15 protein-coding genes are annotated in these 18,566 nt (G+C 29.0%); 8 read left to right on the forward strand and 7 right to left on the reverse strand.

Translation table 11 applies throughout. The annotated features are described in order from the left end of the window. Positions 1 to 221: 221 nt before the first annotated feature. The gene (locus tag Q0T35_RS05085) at positions 222 to 746 is read right to left on the reverse strand and encodes an energy transducer TonB (RefSeq protein WP_293918144.1); all 525 of its coding nucleotides are present in this window, start codon (positions 744 to 746) and stop codon (positions 222 to 224) included. Positions 747 to 1,207: 461 nt separating this feature from the next. Between Q0T35_RS05085 and Q0T35_RS05090 the strand changes: the two genes are divergently transcribed. From Q0T35_RS05090 to dgt, 4 genes are all read left to right on the forward strand, one after another. After that, the gene (locus Q0T35_RS05090) at positions 1,208 to 2,884 is read left to right on the forward strand and encodes a M23 family metallopeptidase (RefSeq protein WP_295841221.1); all 1,677 of its coding nucleotides are present in this window, start codon (positions 1,208 to 1,210) and stop codon (positions 2,882 to 2,884) included. Then, complete coding sequence (locus tag Q0T35_RS05095; protein ID WP_295841222.1) at positions 2,871 to 5,291, forward strand: TonB-dependent receptor; 2,421 nt, start codon at positions 2,871 to 2,873, stop codon at positions 5,289 to 5,291. The genes Q0T35_RS05090 and Q0T35_RS05095 overlap by 14 nt, the downstream gene beginning before the upstream one ends. A 233-nt stretch (positions 5,292 to 5,524) precedes the next feature. Next, entirely contained in the window at positions 5,525 to 7,192 is a 1,668-nt protein-coding gene (locus Q0T35_RS05100; protein WP_295810429.1) for a formate--tetrahydrofolate ligase, read from the forward strand. Positions 7,193 to 7,424: 232 nt separating this feature from the next. Further along, positions 7,425 to 8,798 carry a dGTP triphosphohydrolase gene (gene dgt / locus Q0T35_RS05105; protein WP_295841223.1) on the forward strand — a complete coding sequence of 458 codons (1,374 nt, stop codon included), beginning with the start codon at positions 7,425 to 7,427 and terminating at the stop codon, positions 8,796 to 8,798. Positions 8,799 to 8,920: 122 nt separating this feature from the next. On the opposite strand, the gene Q0T35_RS05110 is transcribed toward dgt, so the two are convergent. Both Q0T35_RS05110 and Q0T35_RS05115 read right to left on the reverse strand, forming a co-directional pair. After that, entirely contained in the window at positions 8,921 to 9,199 is a 279-nt protein-coding gene (locus tag Q0T35_RS05110; protein ID WP_295841224.1) for a hypothetical protein, read from the reverse strand. 95 nt (positions 9,200 to 9,294) lie between these two features. Continuing rightward, positions 9,295 to 9,534 (reverse strand): hypothetical protein, encoded by a 240-nt coding sequence (locus Q0T35_RS05115; RefSeq protein WP_295841225.1) that lies wholly within the window; start codon positions 9,532 to 9,534, stop codon positions 9,295 to 9,297. Between the two features lie 337 nt (positions 9,535 to 9,871). Here Q0T35_RS05115 and Q0T35_RS05120 point away from each other — a divergent pair, with 337 nt between their 5' ends. After that, a complete protein-coding gene (locus Q0T35_RS05120; RefSeq protein WP_293918726.1) occupies positions 9,872 to 12,019 on the forward strand; it encodes a DNA mismatch repair protein MutS in 2,148 nt (715 codons plus the stop codon). Between the two features lie 31 nt (positions 12,020 to 12,050). Here the strand turns inward: Q0T35_RS05120 and Q0T35_RS05125 are convergent, their stop codons facing one another. From Q0T35_RS05125 to Q0T35_RS05140, 4 genes are all read right to left on the reverse strand, one after another. Next, entirely contained in the window at positions 12,051 to 12,452 is a 402-nt protein-coding gene (locus Q0T35_RS05125; RefSeq protein ID WP_295841226.1) for a thiol-disulfide oxidoreductase DCC family protein, read from the reverse strand. Positions 12,453 to 12,454: 2 nt separating this feature from the next. Further along, the gene (locus tag Q0T35_RS05130) at positions 12,455 to 13,090 is read right to left on the reverse strand and encodes an ACP phosphodiesterase (RefSeq protein WP_293918722.1); all 636 of its coding nucleotides are present in this window, start codon (positions 13,088 to 13,090) and stop codon (positions 12,455 to 12,457) included. 45 nt (positions 13,091 to 13,135) lie between these two features. Further along, on the reverse strand, positions 13,136 to 14,512 hold the full coding sequence (locus Q0T35_RS05135; RefSeq protein WP_295841228.1) for a tetratricopeptide repeat protein: 1,377 nt from the start codon (positions 14,510 to 14,512) through the stop codon (positions 13,136 to 13,138). 108 nt (positions 14,513 to 14,620) lie between these two features. After that, positions 14,621 to 15,316: a biotin--[acetyl-CoA-carboxylase] ligase gene (locus Q0T35_RS05140; protein ID WP_295841229.1), complete on the reverse strand. Its 696-nt coding sequence runs from the start codon at positions 15,314 to 15,316 to the stop codon at positions 14,621 to 14,623. Positions 15,317 to 15,454: 138 nt separating this feature from the next. Between Q0T35_RS05140 and rsfS the strand changes: the two genes are divergently transcribed. From rsfS to Q0T35_RS05155, 3 genes are all read left to right on the forward strand, one after another. Continuing rightward, complete coding sequence (gene rsfS, locus Q0T35_RS05145) at positions 15,455 to 15,829, forward strand: ribosome silencing factor (RefSeq protein WP_293918716.1); 375 nt, start codon at positions 15,455 to 15,457, stop codon at positions 15,827 to 15,829. A 50-nt stretch (positions 15,830 to 15,879) separates the two neighbouring features. Continuing rightward, positions 15,880 to 17,883, forward strand: coding sequence for an ATP-dependent zinc metalloprotease FtsH (ftsH, locus tag Q0T35_RS05150; RefSeq protein WP_293918714.1), 2,004 nt, complete (start codon positions 15,880 to 15,882; stop codon positions 17,881 to 17,883). Positions 17,884 to 17,993: 110 nt separating this feature from the next. Next, positions 17,994 to 18,563, forward strand: a complete 570-nt coding sequence (locus Q0T35_RS05155) for a hypothetical protein (protein WP_293918712.1) — start codon at positions 17,994 to 17,996, stop codon at positions 18,561 to 18,563. Positions 18,564 to 18,566 lie beyond the last annotated feature (3 nt).

Here is an 18,566-nt window from a genome sequence, read left to right on the forward strand (position 1 = left end):
CTAATCAAGGTGTGTATTGTGTATATTTGAAAAATTATATGAAAATATTAGTAAGCACGAAATCTAAAATATTCACGATTGGCTCTAAGTGAATATAACTTTTAGATTGATCTTTATGTATTAATTTTACTCGTAAAAAATAATAGGATCGCATGCGCTTATTACTGATTTTGGCTGAATTCCATTTGGTTTAGGTTTTCTTTAAAACTTGAGTAATTTCCTTAGTCGCCAATACGTCCATCCGAAAGAACAAATAACACTACTTTCAAAATACATAAGAATGGCATTAAGTAAATATCAACTTTAGATTCATCTTTATTTATTTTACGTATTTTGAACTTTACTCTTAAAGTATAATAGGATCGTACGTTCTTATTATTGATTTTTGCTGAATTCCATTTGGTTTGGGTTTCATTTAAAATTCGAATAATTTCCTCACCACATCCGTATCCGATATCTTTTAGGATTTTAAAATTACTAATTGTACCGTCTTTTTCAATAACAAATTTAACAATCACTTTTCCTTGAATATTATTTTTTATAGCTTCATCCGGATATTTCAGATTGGATGATAAAGTTTCAAGTAATTGCTTCTTTCCCCCTTCATATTCTCCTTTGGTACGAACTTGATTGGGTTCATATATATAATTAACTGTATCTTTTTCTAATTTTTGAGAAGAAAGACTATTGACAAGCAAGAAAATAAGCAGTGCTGGTATTATTCTAGTTATTTTTTTAGTTAGCATAATAGTTGTAATTTATCTAGATTTATGAATATTAAATAATAAATATGGTGTAAAATAATGAAAAAAATCAATTGCTAAGTATAATAATTCGCGTTTTATTTATATTAGATTTTTTTTAAGACATTATATTGTTATTTATTAGATATTTAAAGTATATTATATAAATAAAAAAAAATTGAATTGAATTGTGAAGTTCATTTAAGTAAGATGTTTTTTGTAAATGAATAAGTGATATATGTTAACTCTATATTTTTAAAAGTATACAAAGAGTATACAAATTATTTGTTTAAACTAATTCTTTCTCTTTTGATTAATTAAAATTATGGAGTTTGTTGAGGAAAAAGTTAATTGAATTAAAATGTTAAATAATCTAAATAAAAATGAAATTCTTAATTTTGACGAAGATTTAGTTTATTTACTATATTTTATATCTAATCAAGATGTGTATTTAAAAAAATTACATGAAAAAAATAGCAAGCACGGTATTCATTGTATTCACGATCTTCTCTAATTCTCAAAATTATCCGAAAGATTTTGTCTCTCCATTATCTATACCTATTTCCTTATCAGCCAATTATGGTGAGTTAAGGAAAAATCATTTCCATTCCGGTTTAGATATCAAAACCCAGCAAAGGACAGGTCTGTCAGTGTTGGCGGCCCAAGAAGGTTATGTTTCCAGAATAAATATTTCGGCCTATGGATATGGAAAAGCAGTTTATATTGATCATCCCAACGGATATACTACCGTGTATGGGCATTTAAGTGAGCTGAAAGGAACTATTGAAGAAAGGGCTCGCCAAGAACAGTATAAAGATAAAAAATATGCTGTAGATTTTTACCTTAAACCGGGAGAAATACCGGTAAAGAAAGGGGAAATAATAGCTCTATCAGGAAATACGGGAGGGTCGGGAGGCCCGCATTTACATTTTGAAGTTAGAGATACTAAAACCGAAGAAGTTTTAAATCCTTTTTTATTTGGATTTGATATAGGCGATAACATAAAGCCAATTATATCAGGGATATGGATTTATCCTATTAACGATGGTGAAGTAAATAATAAGACAAATAAAATAATTGTTGCAGAAGGAGATAATTATACTGTAAGTGGAGAAATAGGATTTGGAGTAAAAGCTTATGACAAACAAAATGGATCTAATAATTTAAATGGTATTTATTTTATAAAAACTTATGTCAATGGAAGTTTATTATCAACTTTTCAGGCAGATAAACATTATTTTAATGAAACTCGTTTAATTAATGCTTCTGTAGATTATACGGAGTTGCTATCGAAAAATAGTTGGATATATCGCACTTATTTATTACCAGGTAATACATTACAAATGTATGAACAAGAGGTAAATAGAGGGATTGTAAAAGTAGAAGAGGGACAAATCTATACTGTTAAAATAGAAGTAGGAGATTTTTCTGGAAATATCACAACTCGAAATTTCACCATGAATGGAGTAACTCAAAAAAGTTTTGAAAAAGATAAGGAAACATTGCCTACAAATGATAAGTACTCTGTTAATTTAAAAAAATCTTATACCTTTAAGCAAGACGGACTATCTCTAGATTTTGAGAAAGGTTCATTTTATGAAAGTTTTATATTTGATTATAAAAAATTAGGTGTTAACAAATATCTTGTACACAGATCTTCAGTACCAATACATAAAAAATATGATATGACTCTCACTCCCGATTGGAGTAATTTAGATAAGTCAAAAGCGGATAAATATGTTATTGTTAGAGAATCCAATTTTGGTCCGCTAAAGAAAGAATATTTAGATACGTCCTTTGAAAATGGTAAATATAAAGCTACTCCCAAAGATTTTGGAATATTTTATTTAGTATTGGACGAATCAGTACCAACCATTAACTGTCCTATGCTTTCAAAAACAGAAAAAATAGGGAATAAGCTAATTTTTAAAATCAAAGATATAGGTTCGGGTATTAACACTTATGATGTTTTTATTGACGGGAAATGGATATTAGCTGAATACGAATACAAGGACAACAGCCTTTTTATTTCCGATTTAACAAAAGAAGGAATTGAAGTAGGAAAACATCAAGTAGAAGTAATAGTTACCGATAAAGTAAATAATAAAAGTATATATACGAGCAACTTTGAAAAATTATAAATTTCTCACGTTTTTAGTTTTATGGATGATCTCTTTTACCGCATGGGGGCAGACCATAAAAATTTCAGGTAAAGTGGAAGATAAACAAAGAAATCCTATACAGGGAGCGCATGTTTATTCAAACTATGGTCAGCATTCTATATCTGATCGGAGTGGATATTATAGTTTACAACTACCTATTTATACTACGGTAGTAATGACTGTTGAACATGATAATTTTGTTAAAGATTCTATAAATGTTGACATAAAAGATATAGATATTGTAGCTGATTTTAAGTTAAAGAAAGAAAAGGTTCTTCCTGAAATTATTTTTAAAGGAACTCGTAAAAAATCCTCCGATTTATCCATGCATCATATCGCCGTTAATAATATTGAAAACACACCGACTCTTTCCGGAGGGGTAGAAGAAATATTAAATACCGTATTTGTTAGTACGGCCAGTGAGCTTAGCTCACTTTATAGAGTGAGAGGGGGTAACTACGATGAAAATTTAGTATATATAAACGGAGTAGAAGTATATAAACCTCTAACTGTTCGTAGTGGTCAACAAGAAGGTATGAGTATTATTAATCCGGCTATGGTTTCCTCCATTAATTTTTCTGCGGGTGGTTTTGAATCTCGATATGGAGACAAAATGTCAAGCGTATTAGATATACTCTATAGAAAACCGCTAAAGTTTGAAACCGATCTGGAGGCAAGCTTATTAGGAGGAGGAGCTACTTTTGGCTATGCTGATAAAAAACAAAAATTTTCTGGTCTTTTAGGTGCGAGATATCGAAATACAGATCTTATTCTAAATACATTCGATGGAGATACGGATTTTAATCCCGAATATTTTGATATACAAACTTTCCTTCAATATAAATTAGCTACGAAATGGAATCTTTCATTTTTAGGAAATTACGCATCCAATGATTATGAAATGGTACCTAAAAAAAGAGAAGTAGAATTCGGAACTTTAAATCAGCCAATAAAATTGAATGTTGCTTATAATGGGCAAGAAAAAGATAAATATAAAACGGCAAATGGTACCTTATCTTTGGAATTTAAACCTTCAAATAGATTAGCATTTAATTGGGATGGATATGGATTTCATTCGAAAGAACAAGAATATTTTGATATTTCTGCCGGATATATGCTACGAGAAGCCGATAATGATACTGGAGATTTGATTCCTTCATTTAATACTGGGGGACAAATTAATCACGGAAGAAATAATTTGGATATGCTTGTAATCGGGACACAGTTAAAAGGTAAATATAAATTAAATGTTAATTCAGCATTTGAAGCAGGTTTTCAATATCAACGCGAAGATATAAGAAACATTAAAAACGAATGGATGCTTATAGATTCAGCTGGGTATTCTATACCCCGGCCTATCTTTCCCCCCGGAAATTTAGATGAATCCGATTTGGTGTTGTTACATCATGTTTCTGCAAATAATAAGCTCAAATCTAATCGTATTAATGGGTATTTGCAATATATAACAAAATTTTTTTGGAATAGAACCCGTGTATTGATTAATGCAGGAGTGCGAGCTACTCATTGGGATTTTAACGGAGAAACCAATATCAGTCCGAGAGCACAAATAGCAATTAAACCCGATTGGGAAATAGATATGTTATTTCGATTTGCAACCGGATTTTATTACCAACCCCCGTTTTATAAGGAAATAATGCATCTGGATGGAACACTTAATGATAAAATAAAATCACAACGTTCCATACATTTTATTTTAGGTAATGATTATGAGTTTAAAATGCTTAATAAGCATCCGTTTAAATTAACAACAGAAATTTATTATAAAAAATTAGATGACCTTATCCCTTATTTTATAGATAATGTACGAATAGTTTACACCGGAGAAAATAATTCCAAAGGGTATGCCTATGGAATAGATGCTCGATTGAATGGAGAATTTGTTTCCGGAGCTGAATCGTGGTTGTCAGTTTCGTATGGTAAGACAAAAGAAAGTATAGATGGGAGAGGATATATACCGCGTCCTACTGATCCAAGATTAAAAGTAGGATTATTTTTTCAAGATTATATGAAAAATTATCCTCGTTTTAAGGCAAATGTAAATTTGGTTTATGCTTCAGGCCTTCCCAATGGAGCACCACTTTATACAGATCCATATGTGTATCAAACAACTTTATCGGATTATAAACGAGCGGATGTCGGTTTGACATATGTTGTTGTAGATCAAAAAATGAATAAAGCACGTTTAGGGTCCTATTGGGAAAAATTTAAGGAATTAACTTTAGGGTTTGAAATATTTAATGTGTTTGATGTAAGAAATACCATAAGTAATGAATGGATAAGAGATGTAAATTCAACTTCATATTATGCCGTACCTAACAAACTAACAGGAAGATTTTTTAATGTTAAATTGAATGTAAAATTATAATTTTCTGAGACTAATTTTATAACAGATGCAATTCAATTTTCTAGTAATAAATTATAAAAATAGGGTGCGATAAGCCAAACTTTATTGATGTAAAATAGTAAGAGAAATTGTTGTGTTATTTGTTAGAATCAATTACTTTATAAGTATTATTAGGTTAAATGAGATAAATTTTATTATATTTGGATTTATATATATGAAATATAATAATAATAATCAAAAATAGATATAAAACTATGAAATCAGATATAGAAATAGCTCGTTCTATAAAATTAAAGCCTATTAGTGAAGTTGCTGAAAATTTATCCATTCCTTTAAATGAATTAATACCATATGGAAATTACATTGCAAAAATTCCTCAAGATCAAAAATCAGAAGATAAAGTAAAAAAATCAAACCTAATATTAGTAACATCAATTACACCTACTAAAGCAGGTATTGGAAAAACGACAGTATCCATAGGATTGGCTCTTGGTTTGAATAAAATCGGTAAAAAGGCGATAGTAGCGTTGAGAGAACCATCATTAGGACCCTGTTTCGGGATGAAGGGTGGAGCTGCTGGCGGGGGATATGCCCAGGTTTTACCTATGGAAAATATCAATCTTCACTTTACCGGAGATTTTCATGCAATAACCTCTGCTCATAATATGATAACAGCCTTACTTGATAATTATATATATCAAAATCAGGGTACAGAACATGTTTTAAAAGAAGTGGTATGGAAAAGAGTAATAGATGTTAATGATCGCAATTTAAGAAATATAGTTACAGGGTTGGGAGGGAACGTGAATGGTGTAATTCAGGAATCAGGATTTGATATTACTCCGGCCTCTGAAATTATGGCTATCTTATGTTTGGCAAAGGATATTGACGATTTAAGAAGAAGAATTGAAAATATATTATTAGGATATAAAACAGATGGTAGCATTTTTACTGTAAAAGATTTAGGAATTGCAGGAGCTATTACAGTTTTGCTAAAAGATGCAATAAATCCAAATTTAGTTCAAACTTCAGAAAATACCGCAGCCTTTGTACACGGCGGTCCTTTCGCTAATATAGCTCACGGTTGTAATTCCGTTATAGCAACTAAAATGGCCATGACTTATGGGGATTATGTTATTACGGAAGCCGGTTTTGGTGCAGATTTAGGAGCTGAAAAATTCTATGATATTAAATGTAGAAAATCAGGATTAGAGCCAAAATTGACCGTAATTGTAGTAACAGGTCAAGGCTTAAAGATGCATGGTGGAGTTCATATATCTCAAATAAAAGAAGAAAATATCAAAGGTATAATCCAAGGACTTGAAAATCTTGAAAAACATATAGAAAATATCAAATCTTACGGGCAAACTGTTTTAGTCGCCTTTAACAAATTTGCTTCAGATACGAAAGAGGAGATATCGGAAATAAAAGAATTTTGTAAAAAAAGAGAAGTAGGTTTTGCCATAAATAATGCATTTATGGAAGGAGGAAAAGGAGCCGAAGATCTAGCTAAATTAGTGGTTGAAACAATTGAAAATAATCCTTCAAAAAAATTAAAGTTTGCCTATGAAGATGAAGATCCCATTAGAGTTAAGATTGAAAAGATAGCCAAAAATATATATGGAGCTTCTTCAGTAACTTTCAGCAAAAAAGCTTCCAAAAAAATAGGAAATCTGGAAAAGAGTGATATGAGTAAATTTCCGATATGCATTGCAAAAACACAATATTCATTTTCAGCCAATCCACTTTCTTACGGAGTGAGCAAAAACTTTGATTTTGAAATAAAAGACATTGTAATAAATAGGGGGGCTGAATTTATTGTTGTTATTGCCGGAGATATTCTCAGAATGCCAGGATTGCCTAAAAAACCAGTAGCTATGAATATAGATTTGGTTAATGGATTAGTCGAAGGTTTAAGTTGAGATAAATAATAAAATAATTTCAGATATAAATAATTGAAAAAAACTATGCGAAAATTAAAATATTAGACTTTATAAAATAGTAAACTAGAATATAATTTAGTATTCTAATTTGATTACTATTACATACAAAAATATAGTTATAACATTAAATAAATACTGTAAAAATAGGGATATACGGGTTACATTGAAAGTTTCACCTGCTATCCCATTTTTCATAATCATTATATGAATAATGGATATAAATAGATTGTTCTCAGATAAAAGAACGGGAATACAATACCACTCTTCAGATAGAAAGTTGGATGCAAGAAGTGAATATCAAAGAGATTTTGATCGAGTTATATTTTCAACTGCTTTCCGCAGACTACAAAACAAAACGCAAGTATTCCCGCTTCCGGGAAGTGTTTTTGTACATAATCGGTTAACGCATTCTTTAGAGGTAGCATCAGTGGGAAGATCTTTAGGAAGTGAAATAGGTAATTATATTGCTACTGCTTATGCTTCCGATTTAACAGAATCAAACAAAGATTTATTTTGTCATAGTTTATATAATGTGATATCTACCGCATGTTTATGTCATGACATCGGAAATCCGGCATTTGGACATTCGGGTGAAGATGCTATTGCCAGTTATTTTAGTAGAAATGCTTCCCAGCTAAAGGAAAAATTTTCTACAAAACAATGGTGTGATTTTATAAATTTTGAAGGAAATGCCAATGCTATACATATTTTAACTCAGAAACAAAATGGAAAATCAGATGGAGGAATTATGCTTACCTATTCTACTCTGGCATCTATAGCAAAGTATCCCTGCGAATCAATTGCTAGAGATAAAGATTTACTATTGAGAAAAAAATTCGGTTTTTTTCAATCAGAAAAAAACATATTCAGAGATATTGCACAAGAAATGTCTATAATTATAGAGCAAGATGAACCTTTATGCTATATTAGACATCCCTTTGTTTGGATCGTAGAAGTAGCTGATGATATTTGTTATAATATAATTGATATGGAAGATGCGCAGAGATTGGGTTTTATCAATGCTCAAGTTTGTGAGGAACTCTTAGAACAAATTATTACAGAAATACAAGGTAATAACAAATGGAACAGAGTAAAAAAGAAATTGGATAGTATTGATGATAAAAATGACCGTATTTCTTTTTTAAGAGCAGTGTCCATAGGCGCACTTATATCAAGATCTGTTGAATTATATAAACACAATTTTGAGGAAATACTGAAAGGCTCTTTGCAAATTTCCATCTTTGATTTAATTGAAAAAGAATGCAAAGCTATTAGAACTATCAAAGAATTTTCTAAAACTCATATATATAATCATAGATCGGTAGTTGAAATAGAAAATGCTGGTTATAATGTAATGTATGAACTTTTAGACCATTTTATACCTCCTATTATAAAAACTGAAAATGAACGTTTGGAATATGAAAAAAAAGCTATTAAGCTTATTCCTAAACAATTTATTTACGAGGATAGTAGTGACTATGAAAAAGTTTTAGGAATAATTGATTTTGTTTCAGGAATGACTGATAATTATGCTACTGATTTATATCGCAAAATTAAAGGAATTGATATTGGAATGACCTTATAAATTGAATTTTACAGATAGTATATAATTTATTATCAATAGGGTTATAATAGAAAAAATTATTAATAATCCTACAAGTCCTAATACATCTATATAATTTATTTGTGTAATTGAAACTACTCTTGCTATTGCGTTGATACCTCCATGAAGTGCTCCGATAACAAAGAAACAGTTTGTTTTTTTAACGCAATGGAAAGATAAAAAATTAAGACTATACATAAAAGTATTTGTACCCCGATACCTAATACAGCATGAGAGTGATAATTATGTCCGTTTAAAATTATAGGTATATGCCAAATTCCCCAAATACTTCCAATAAGTATATTCTTTTTGAAAAAGTTTGCTTTTATATTTTTCTGTAAAAACCCTTTCCAACCAATTTCCACCCCTAAACCTAAAATCATTCATGGTGATATAAGAAATTATACTACTAATTATCATTACATCAAATAAAATAGTCAAGTAATATTTATTATAAAAAAATCAGGTAATGATTTTTTTATTCATCATTTAGCATAGTATAATCCGTAGCTAATTTTCTGAAACCATTTATTTCTAATACATTACCTAATAAATATCTATTGAACATAATTAAAAAGCAATAATAAAAAATAGTTAAATTTAGATGTTTCATGCTTTGTTTCCAATGGGTATGCTTGAAATTCAATTCAATTGTTTTTGTTGTCTCTGAAAATTTCTTTTTTTCAACTACGAAACCAATACAGGCAGGTGTTAACATTAAAAACTCCGTTAACAAGAACGAATATATATATGATGATTTTTGTTTATTAATAATGTAAATAATACTCCCTATTATAAAAGATAATACTCTAACATAACAATATAAATTTTAAAATTTTACGATTCATCATTAGTTGATTTATTAAAATAGGCGTTGTATTATTAAATAGTAAGGATATAATTATAAATATACTTATCCTAATTTAAGAATAGCTATTGAAAAAAAGAAACATATACAATGATAAATGTTTGGATTAAGAAAAAAAATTAGAAATTAATTAAGCAGAAAAAAGCGTTATTTTTGCATAAATGTATTTATAATACAGAATAATAAGATGCAGATTTCAGAAGATACCTTAAAAGAATTAGAATATCAAAAGATACTAGAAGAAATACTACCCTTTTGCCATTCCGAAAAATCAAGAGAATTTGTAGCTCAACTTCGACCTTTAAGAAAAGAAAAAATAAAGGAGAATTTGAATTGCGTAAATGAATATTTAGGAAGTTTTTCCAATGAAAATTATATTCCTTTCAGAGAATATAATGATATAGAAACAGAACTAAAAATGCTTCTAATAGAGAATTTTATCTTAGAAGCCAGATCTTTTCATAAAATTAGAGATTTATCTCAACTAATAAATTCGTTGATTGTTCATTTTGAAAAATTTAAAGATTATTTTCCTACTCTTCATCAGCAACTATCCCATATAGAATACACCAAAGAGATTATTGCAATGGTTAATAAAATTTTTAACCGTTTTGGGGAAGTAAAAAATGATGCAACGGTTACTCTACAAAATATCAGAGATCAAATACAAATTATACGAAAAACAATTCAGGAAAATTTTGATAAAACACTTACACATTTTTCTCAAACCGGAATTCTAGATGAGATAAGGGAAAGTGTGATAGATGATCAAAGAGTATTAGCTGTAAAGTCATCTTTTAAAAAATCGGTAAAAGGACGAGTATTAGGTTTTTCTAAAACAGGTTCTATTTGTTTTATTTTGCCTGAATCTGTTATCCAACCCAATGTAAGGTTAATGGAATTGATAAGTCAAGAAAAAAAAGAAATTGAAGAAATTCTTTTTACTTTAACCCAAAATATTCTGGAATATTACCCTTTATTAGAAAAATATCAGAAATATATATATAAATTAGATGTTATTCAGGCAAAAGCAAGATATGCAGAAGCTATTGATGCAGTCTTGCCGGAGATAACCGATTATGCAGAAGTCCATCTTGTTAATGCTTATCATCCTATATTATTCCTTACCAATAAAAGGGAGAAAAAAACAACCATTCCTCAAACATTAACATTAGATAGAGATACGCGAATTATTTGTATTTCCGGTCCAAATGCCGGAGGAAAGAGTATTACGTTAAAAACGGTAGGTTTATTACAATTAATGATACAAAGCGGTATACTTATCCCGGTTCATCCAAAATCAAAAATAGGTTTTTTTAATAAAATACTTACTGATATAGGTGATAATCAATCTATTGAAAACCAGCTTAGTACTTATAGTTCCCGATTGAGAAAAATGCAGCAAATTATAAAACAGGCAGATTCTCACACTTTACTATTAATAGATGAATTTGGAACAGGATCAGATCCGGAATTAGGGGGAGCATTGGCTGAAGCATTTTTAGAATATTTTTATGCGAAAAAATCTTTTGGAATTATCACAACCCATTATACAAATATAAAGTTAAAGATTGAAGAGTTATCTCATACTAAAAATGCTTCTATGTTATTCAATGAAAAGACTCTGCATCCTATATATAAATTAGAAGTGGGGCAGGTAGGGAGCTCATTTACGTTCGAAGTTGCTGAAAAAAATAAAATTCCTAAAGAAATTATACAGGTTGCTAAACAAAAAATTGAAAAAGACAAGGTAAATTTAGATAAAACTATTGTTAGACTTCAGCAGGAAAAATATCAGGTTGAAAAATTGAAGGGTGATTTAAATAAACAAATTGATCATTCTGAAGAAAAGAAAAGACAATTGTCAGATACTATAAACAGTTATAAGCAAAAATTGGTGAATTTCCAAAAATTATATGATGAAGAAACACGTTTAAATCAATTAGGACAAAAATTTGAGAAATACATAGAAGCCTATTCCAACGGAAAGAAAAAAAGAGATATTTTAAAAGATTTTTCTAAAATTTTAGAACAAGAGAAATACAAAAAGACTCAAGCAACTGAAGTTGAAAAAATCCAAACTAAAAGACAACGAACTAAAGTTAAAACAGAATTAAAAAAAGAGGAAATAAAAAAACAGTTGCAAGAAACCAAAGCAGAAGAAATAAGAACAACCACTGATAGAGCTCAAAAATGGATGAAGGAAGGAAAAAGAGTTAGAATTAAGGGGAGCAGCAGTGCTGCAACTATAGATAAGATAGAAGGAGAAACCGTATTTCTCAATTATGGCTTGTTTACAACCAAAATTTCAGTATACGAAATTGAAAAAGTTTAGAGATTTATAGTTTGAGAATGTAATGTATTACTTACTGAATAAATTTTTTTATATTTTCCGGAGTAGGAACCATACAACTTTCCTTTTTTCCAAACCAACTATAGCGATTTCTAGCCAAATATGAATATATAGGATTACGTATAAGTGCAGGAAGTATCAAAAAAACAGATAAGAGATTATATGGAAACCCTAGCTTTTGAGCTACTTTTATTACAGCAGTACTTTTTGTATAATAAGCTATTCCAGGTTCATATAAAATTATAGAATTAAAATCTTTAGTAGAAAGATTTCTATCTTTCAAAAAATTCTGTCCAAATTCCGATTGAAGAGAAGAAAATTTAAATAAATTTTTTTTGTCTCTTTTAATAATGAATTGAATAGTAGAATTGCATAAATTACATACACCATCAAACAAAATAATATATTTTTTCATAATCAATGAACACTATTTTTTTGGATTAATACTTCATATTCCGGCATTAATCTAATAATAAATTTTTTACAAAAAATTTCCAATTGAGGGAAAAATTCGAGAAAATGATTTTCTATTTTTTTTTCTTGTAAATAAATTTCTTTAATGGAATTACCCATATCAGCAATATGATGATTAAATTTAGACTTTTTGGTTAGATGATGTAAAGTCCATTCTATACCTTCATACGTTCTGTATTTGTCAAACCAATCATCTTCAATTAAAGTATTTAAGATTTTTTCTAATTTTTTTGGAAACAAAATTTCTGTTCCAATTACTAATTCATAACACGATTTTTTAAAAGTCTCAAATTCATCATTACTGAATAAATACCAATTTTTTATTAGAAAATAATCATAAATTACATCCGTTATTATAGGAGCAAATTTTCCATATGATTTATGGAAAATACTTGTAGTTTGCTTTACAATAGGATGAGAATCGGTAAATGAATCGATATGTCTATGTAATAATATACCAGTAGCAATAGATTGCGGATAATTTTGATAATCTTTACCTCGAACAATTTCACCCAATACGTTACCTAATTGTATATCAGGTATTTTATATGATAGCAATTGATGAGCTACAATGTTCATTGATTTTATGTAATTATTCTTTCAAGTTTTCTCTATAAATAGATTTTAAATAATGCCTGGATTTTTATATTTTATATTATTACCTCTTAGTAAAATTGAATATTTTTCCTGCATTTCTTGTTTAATAGATGGATTCAATTTTAATGCCAGCTTTAAAAATTTTTCGCTCTTTTCATTATTCTTTAATAAGAAATAACAATTGCTTAATTGATAATATAATTCTGCTCTATGGAAATTTTCAAAACTTTTATGCAATATAAGAGCTGCCTTGGAATAATCGCCTAAACTCATTAATAATTCAGAATAAGCCAACCAATTATAAAAATGATTTGGTTCTAAATCTATAATTATTTTAAAAGAGTCAGAAGCTTCTTCGTATTTACCTAATTGAATATTTAAGTAAGCATATTTTTTCCAGTAATTTACTTCTTTAGATTCTACATCCAAAGCCTTTTTTATATAATGCAATGCCTCCTCATTGTTACCTAAAGTATCATAAATATCAGAAAGTTCAAACCATGCTTTATCAAACTGTGGATCCTCTTTTACCGCTTTTTGAAAAGAATTAAGAGCTTGAATAGGTTTGCGAAGTTTGTTGTAAGCCTGACCGATTTTGAAAAGAGTAAATGCAGCAGTGTCATCAAAAACAAGCGATTCACTATATACAGCTATGGCTTGTTCCCATTTATTAAGCTTTTCGTAGCAGAAGGCTTTTTGTGTGTATCCGGCTATACTCTTAGGATTAATAATTACTGTATAATCAAATGCATATAAAGCCTTTTCATACCAATTAAGATTTAAATATTGCAAGCCTAACTGGAACCACGCTTCTTCTGAATAAGGGTTTACATCTATAAATTGATTTAAAAAAGTAATACATTCTCGGTGATGATGTAAAATTTCGTAGCAATGTATACAGGAAAATAATGAATATTCATCTTTCTCATTGTATTCCAAAGCTTTTTTATAAGAATTTAATGCTAAAGTAGGTTCATTAATCTCCAAATATTCATTTCCCAAACAATTATATATATAATCTTCGTCCTCCTCATTTTTTAAGGCTGCTAAATAGAAATCTATAGATTTGAAAGGAAATTTTCTTAAAGACCAATAACGAGCCGTTGCGATTAGATAATCTGTGTTAGCAAAACATAATTCTTTAAGATTATCTATTAAACCGGAAGCATTGTGTAAATCTTCAGTTCCTACAAAATATTCGAGCTGTTTAACTTTAATATCAATGTTATTTGGATAAAGAGAAAATGCAATATCAATCGCTTTTAAAGCATATTCGAAATCATAAATATCCAAGTAGAAAGAAATAATTTCGCAAAATTCATCTGCTTCAAAATAAATAGATTTGTTTTCTTCTAACATTTCTTCAAATATATTAACTAGCTCATTGTCAAAAAAATCTTCCACTTAGTTTTATTTATTTCTTTTAAATTATGTAAATATAATTAAAAAAAAAGTAAAATAACTATTTAAAATAATTTATTATTCACAAGTATTAAACATAATTTATATGATTTAATATAAAAATTCTATTTCTTTAATCCTAAATTTTTTAGTTCCCATGTTTTCAACTTCAACTTGTAAAAGTCCATCATTATCTACTTTGCTAATTATCCCGTTTATTATAGATTCATTAATTTTAAAAGCCATTACCTTTCCTTTGCCAAATAAATGATAATTATATGTGTTAAGAAGAAAAAAAGAATCGTTTAAAATATGAAAATTTGTCTTAAATTCATGTATTAAATCATTTACCAATTCAACAAGTTCAAATTTTTGAGATGAAAAGCAACTCAATGATGAGGCATGAGGAATACCTGGAAATTCTTTCTGAAGAACATTAATGCCAATACCTATAATAAAAGTATTCCCTGATTTTTCAATTAATATTCCACTGACCTTTTTTTTATTGATGAGAATATCATTGGGCCATTTTATAGTAGCATCGGTTTTTGCCTGTTTTTTTATAAAACGACAAACCATTATAGCTACCCAAAAACTGAGAAAATTATTTGTTATAGATGAATCGGTAAGACAAAATGTCAGAGCTATATTTTTTCCCGGTTCAGATACCCATTTATGGTCATTAACTCCCTTGCCTTTCGTTTGTTGAAAAGAATACACCCCATGAAAATTTGATGCATAATCAGACAAATGCTCTCTTACAAAATCGTTCGTAGATTCAATTTTATCAAAATATTCTAATGGCATAGGATTTGACCAATACAAATTAATGATAAAATTATTAAATAAATTATAATTAATATAAGTGTTAAAATGATTATTTTTGCATAAAATGAAAAATAATCACGAAAGATATATTATAATATTTGAATAATAGACTATTAGATGGATGAAACACAGATCGAAAAAAAAGCATTATTAGAAAATATAATAAAAGGGATAGAAGAAGTTAAAGGATACGATATAACTATTTTGAACTTTACTAAATTAGAAAATACGATTACAGATTATTTTGTCATATGTACCGGCGGAACCAATACACAAGTTTCGGCAATTTCCAATTCTGTAGAAAGGTACGTGAGAAAAAATTCTAAGGATAAGCCTTGGCATGTAGAAGGAGTTGACAACCAGCAGTGGGTCTTGATGGATTACGTATCCATAGTTGTTCATATTTTCCAACCCGAATATAGAGAATACTATGATTTAGAAAATTTATGGGGAGATGTGGAAATTATAAAAATTCCTAATCCGGAAAATTAAAAAGATCTTTAAAATTGCATAATCCTATAATTATAAAATAAGACTTAATTTTGGAAACAAATAATAATAACAAAAATAAAACGAAAAAAAATAATAAACCATTTTCATTTAATTGGTTTTATGGTATATTAATAATATTTGCAGTATTATTGATTTTTCAAGAATTTTTAAATTCGGGAAAAGATGTAAAAATAGGTGTTGATAAGTTTTTTTCATATTTAGAAAAAGGATATGTTAAAAAAGTGGTGTTTTTAAACGGATCATCTGAAGTAAAAGTTTATTTAACTCAGGATGCTATGAAAAACCCTGAAGTGTATGATATGAACAATCAAGGCTTCAGTCCGTTTAGGCAATTATCAGATTCACCTCAATTTTCATTTATAGCCGGCGATAAACAGCTTTTTGAAGAAAGATTCAATGAAAATAAGGCTAAATATAAATTAACTACTAATTTGGAATTTGAAAATCCTAGTCAATGGGGAGATGTAACGATACAATTGTTACTGCCTTTATTATTCATTGGATTGCTTTGGTTTTTCTTATTTAGAAAAATGACAGGTGGTGGAACAGGTGGCGGAGGACAAATATTTAATATAGGACGTTCTAAAGCTAAACTTTTTGATGAAAACGATAATGTAAGAGTTACTTTTAAAGATGTAGCTGGATTAGAAGGAGCTAAAGAAGAGGTAGAAGAGATTGTTGATTTTTTGAAAAATCCTGAAAAATATACTAAGTTAGGAGGTAAAATTCCTAAAGGAGCTTTATTAGTGGGCCCTCCGGGAACAGGAAAAACACTTCTAGCAAAAGCCGTAGCAGGTGAAGCAAAAGTACCTTTTTTCTCTTTATCTGGGTCTGATTTTGTAGAAATGTTTGTTGGGGTAGGAGCATCAAGAGTAAGAGATTTGTTTCGTCAAGCTAAAGAAAAATCACCTTCAATTATTTTTATTGATGAAATCGATGCAATTGGTAGGGCCAGAGGTAAAAATAATATTACCGGATCTAATGACGAGAGAGAAAACACGTTAAACCAATTGTTAACAGAAATGGATGGATTTGGAACCAATACGAGCGTGATTGTATTGGCTGCAACTAACCGAGCTGATGTGCTAGATAAAGCTTTAATGCGTCCGGGACGTTTTGATAGATCTATTTATGTAGATTTACCGGATCTAAATGAAAGAAAAGAAATATTTCAAGTTCATCTAAAGCCATTGAAGATAGATGAAGATTTAGATATAGATTTTTTAGCAAAACAAACTCCGGGATTTAGTGGAGCTGACATAGCTAATGTTTGTAATGAAGCTGCTTTAATTGCGGCTCGTAAAGGGAAAGAAAGCGTAGGAAAACAAGATTTTCTTGACTCTGTTGATAGAATCATTGGTGGGTTAGAGAAAAAGAATAAAGTAATTAAACCACATGAGAAAAAAAGAGTTGCTTTCCATGAAGCAGGACATGCCACTATTAGTTGGATGGTAGAACATGCCGCTCCATTATTGAAAGTAACCATAGTACCAAGAGGTCGCTCTTTAGGTGCAGCATGGTATTTACCTGAAGAAAGACAATTGACAACTACAGAACAAATGTTAGATGAAATTTGTGCAACTCTAGGAGGAAGAGCCGCAGAAGAAGTTTTTTTTAATAATATCTCTACGGGAGCATTATCTGATCTTGAAAGAGTAACAAAGCAAGCTAATGCTATGGTTACTATTTACGGATTGAGCGATAAGATAGGTAATATTTCTTATTATGATAGTTCAGGTAATGAATACGGATTTACTAAACCTTATTCCGAAGTAACTGCAGAAACTATAGATAAGGAAATCTCTAAAATTATTGAATCTCAATATAAAAGGGCAATACAGATTTTATCTGAAAACAAAGATAAACTTTCTATGCTCGCTAATAAATTATTAGAAAAAGAAGTCATATTTAAAGAAGATTTAGAAGAAATTTTTGGAAAACGCAAATTTGACGATGAAACTTTTTCCGAAGAAATACGAGAAGTTGAAAATAAAGCACAAAATTCTTCGGAAAACGAATTTAAATCCGAATAATAGAAAATAATTTAATAAAATTTAAAAATCTTACGTATTTATGAACTAAAAAGTTTTTTTTATATATTTGATTACAAAAATAATTTTGATTTTTAACTTTTATAAAGTGAATGGGATTTCTTAACAAAATATTTGGTAAAAAAAACAAAGAAGAAGCTACTAATCTAGATTTTTATAATGATAGAGAAGAAGAGGATGTAGCATTTGCTAGGAAATTTAAGGCAGGTGGAGGTATGTTTTTCTATTGTGAAAACAAAGAAGAATCTTTGCAATATTTACATAATATACTTAAAAATGAAGACATCAGTGAAGTGCTATGTGTAGACCCTAAACTTATTTCGATGATTAATTGCTTAGATTGTAATTATACAAGCCATAGTACGGGAGATCAAGATATTGCTTTAATAAACTGTGAATATTTGGTGGCCTTAGATGGATCTATTATGATTTCATCGGATCAGACTTATCATTTAAAAAAGTCTGATTTACCTCAAAAAATAATAGTTTGGGCAACTCCAAATCAGATAATTACTTCCTCAAGCGTAGGTCTAGCTAAAATAAGATACGCTAAAAAAGATAAAATACCATCTAATATAACTTCCTTATATGGCAATCAAGTGCAAGGATTTAGTAGTGTTTCAAATGCAAAAAAATTGTATTTGCTTTTAGTTGAAGAATAATTT

It is taken from the genome of uncultured Apibacter sp. (assembly GCF_946479295.1).
In the GTDB taxonomy this organism is placed as follows: Bacteria; Bacteroidota; Bacteroidia; order Flavobacteriales; family Weeksellaceae; genus Apibacter.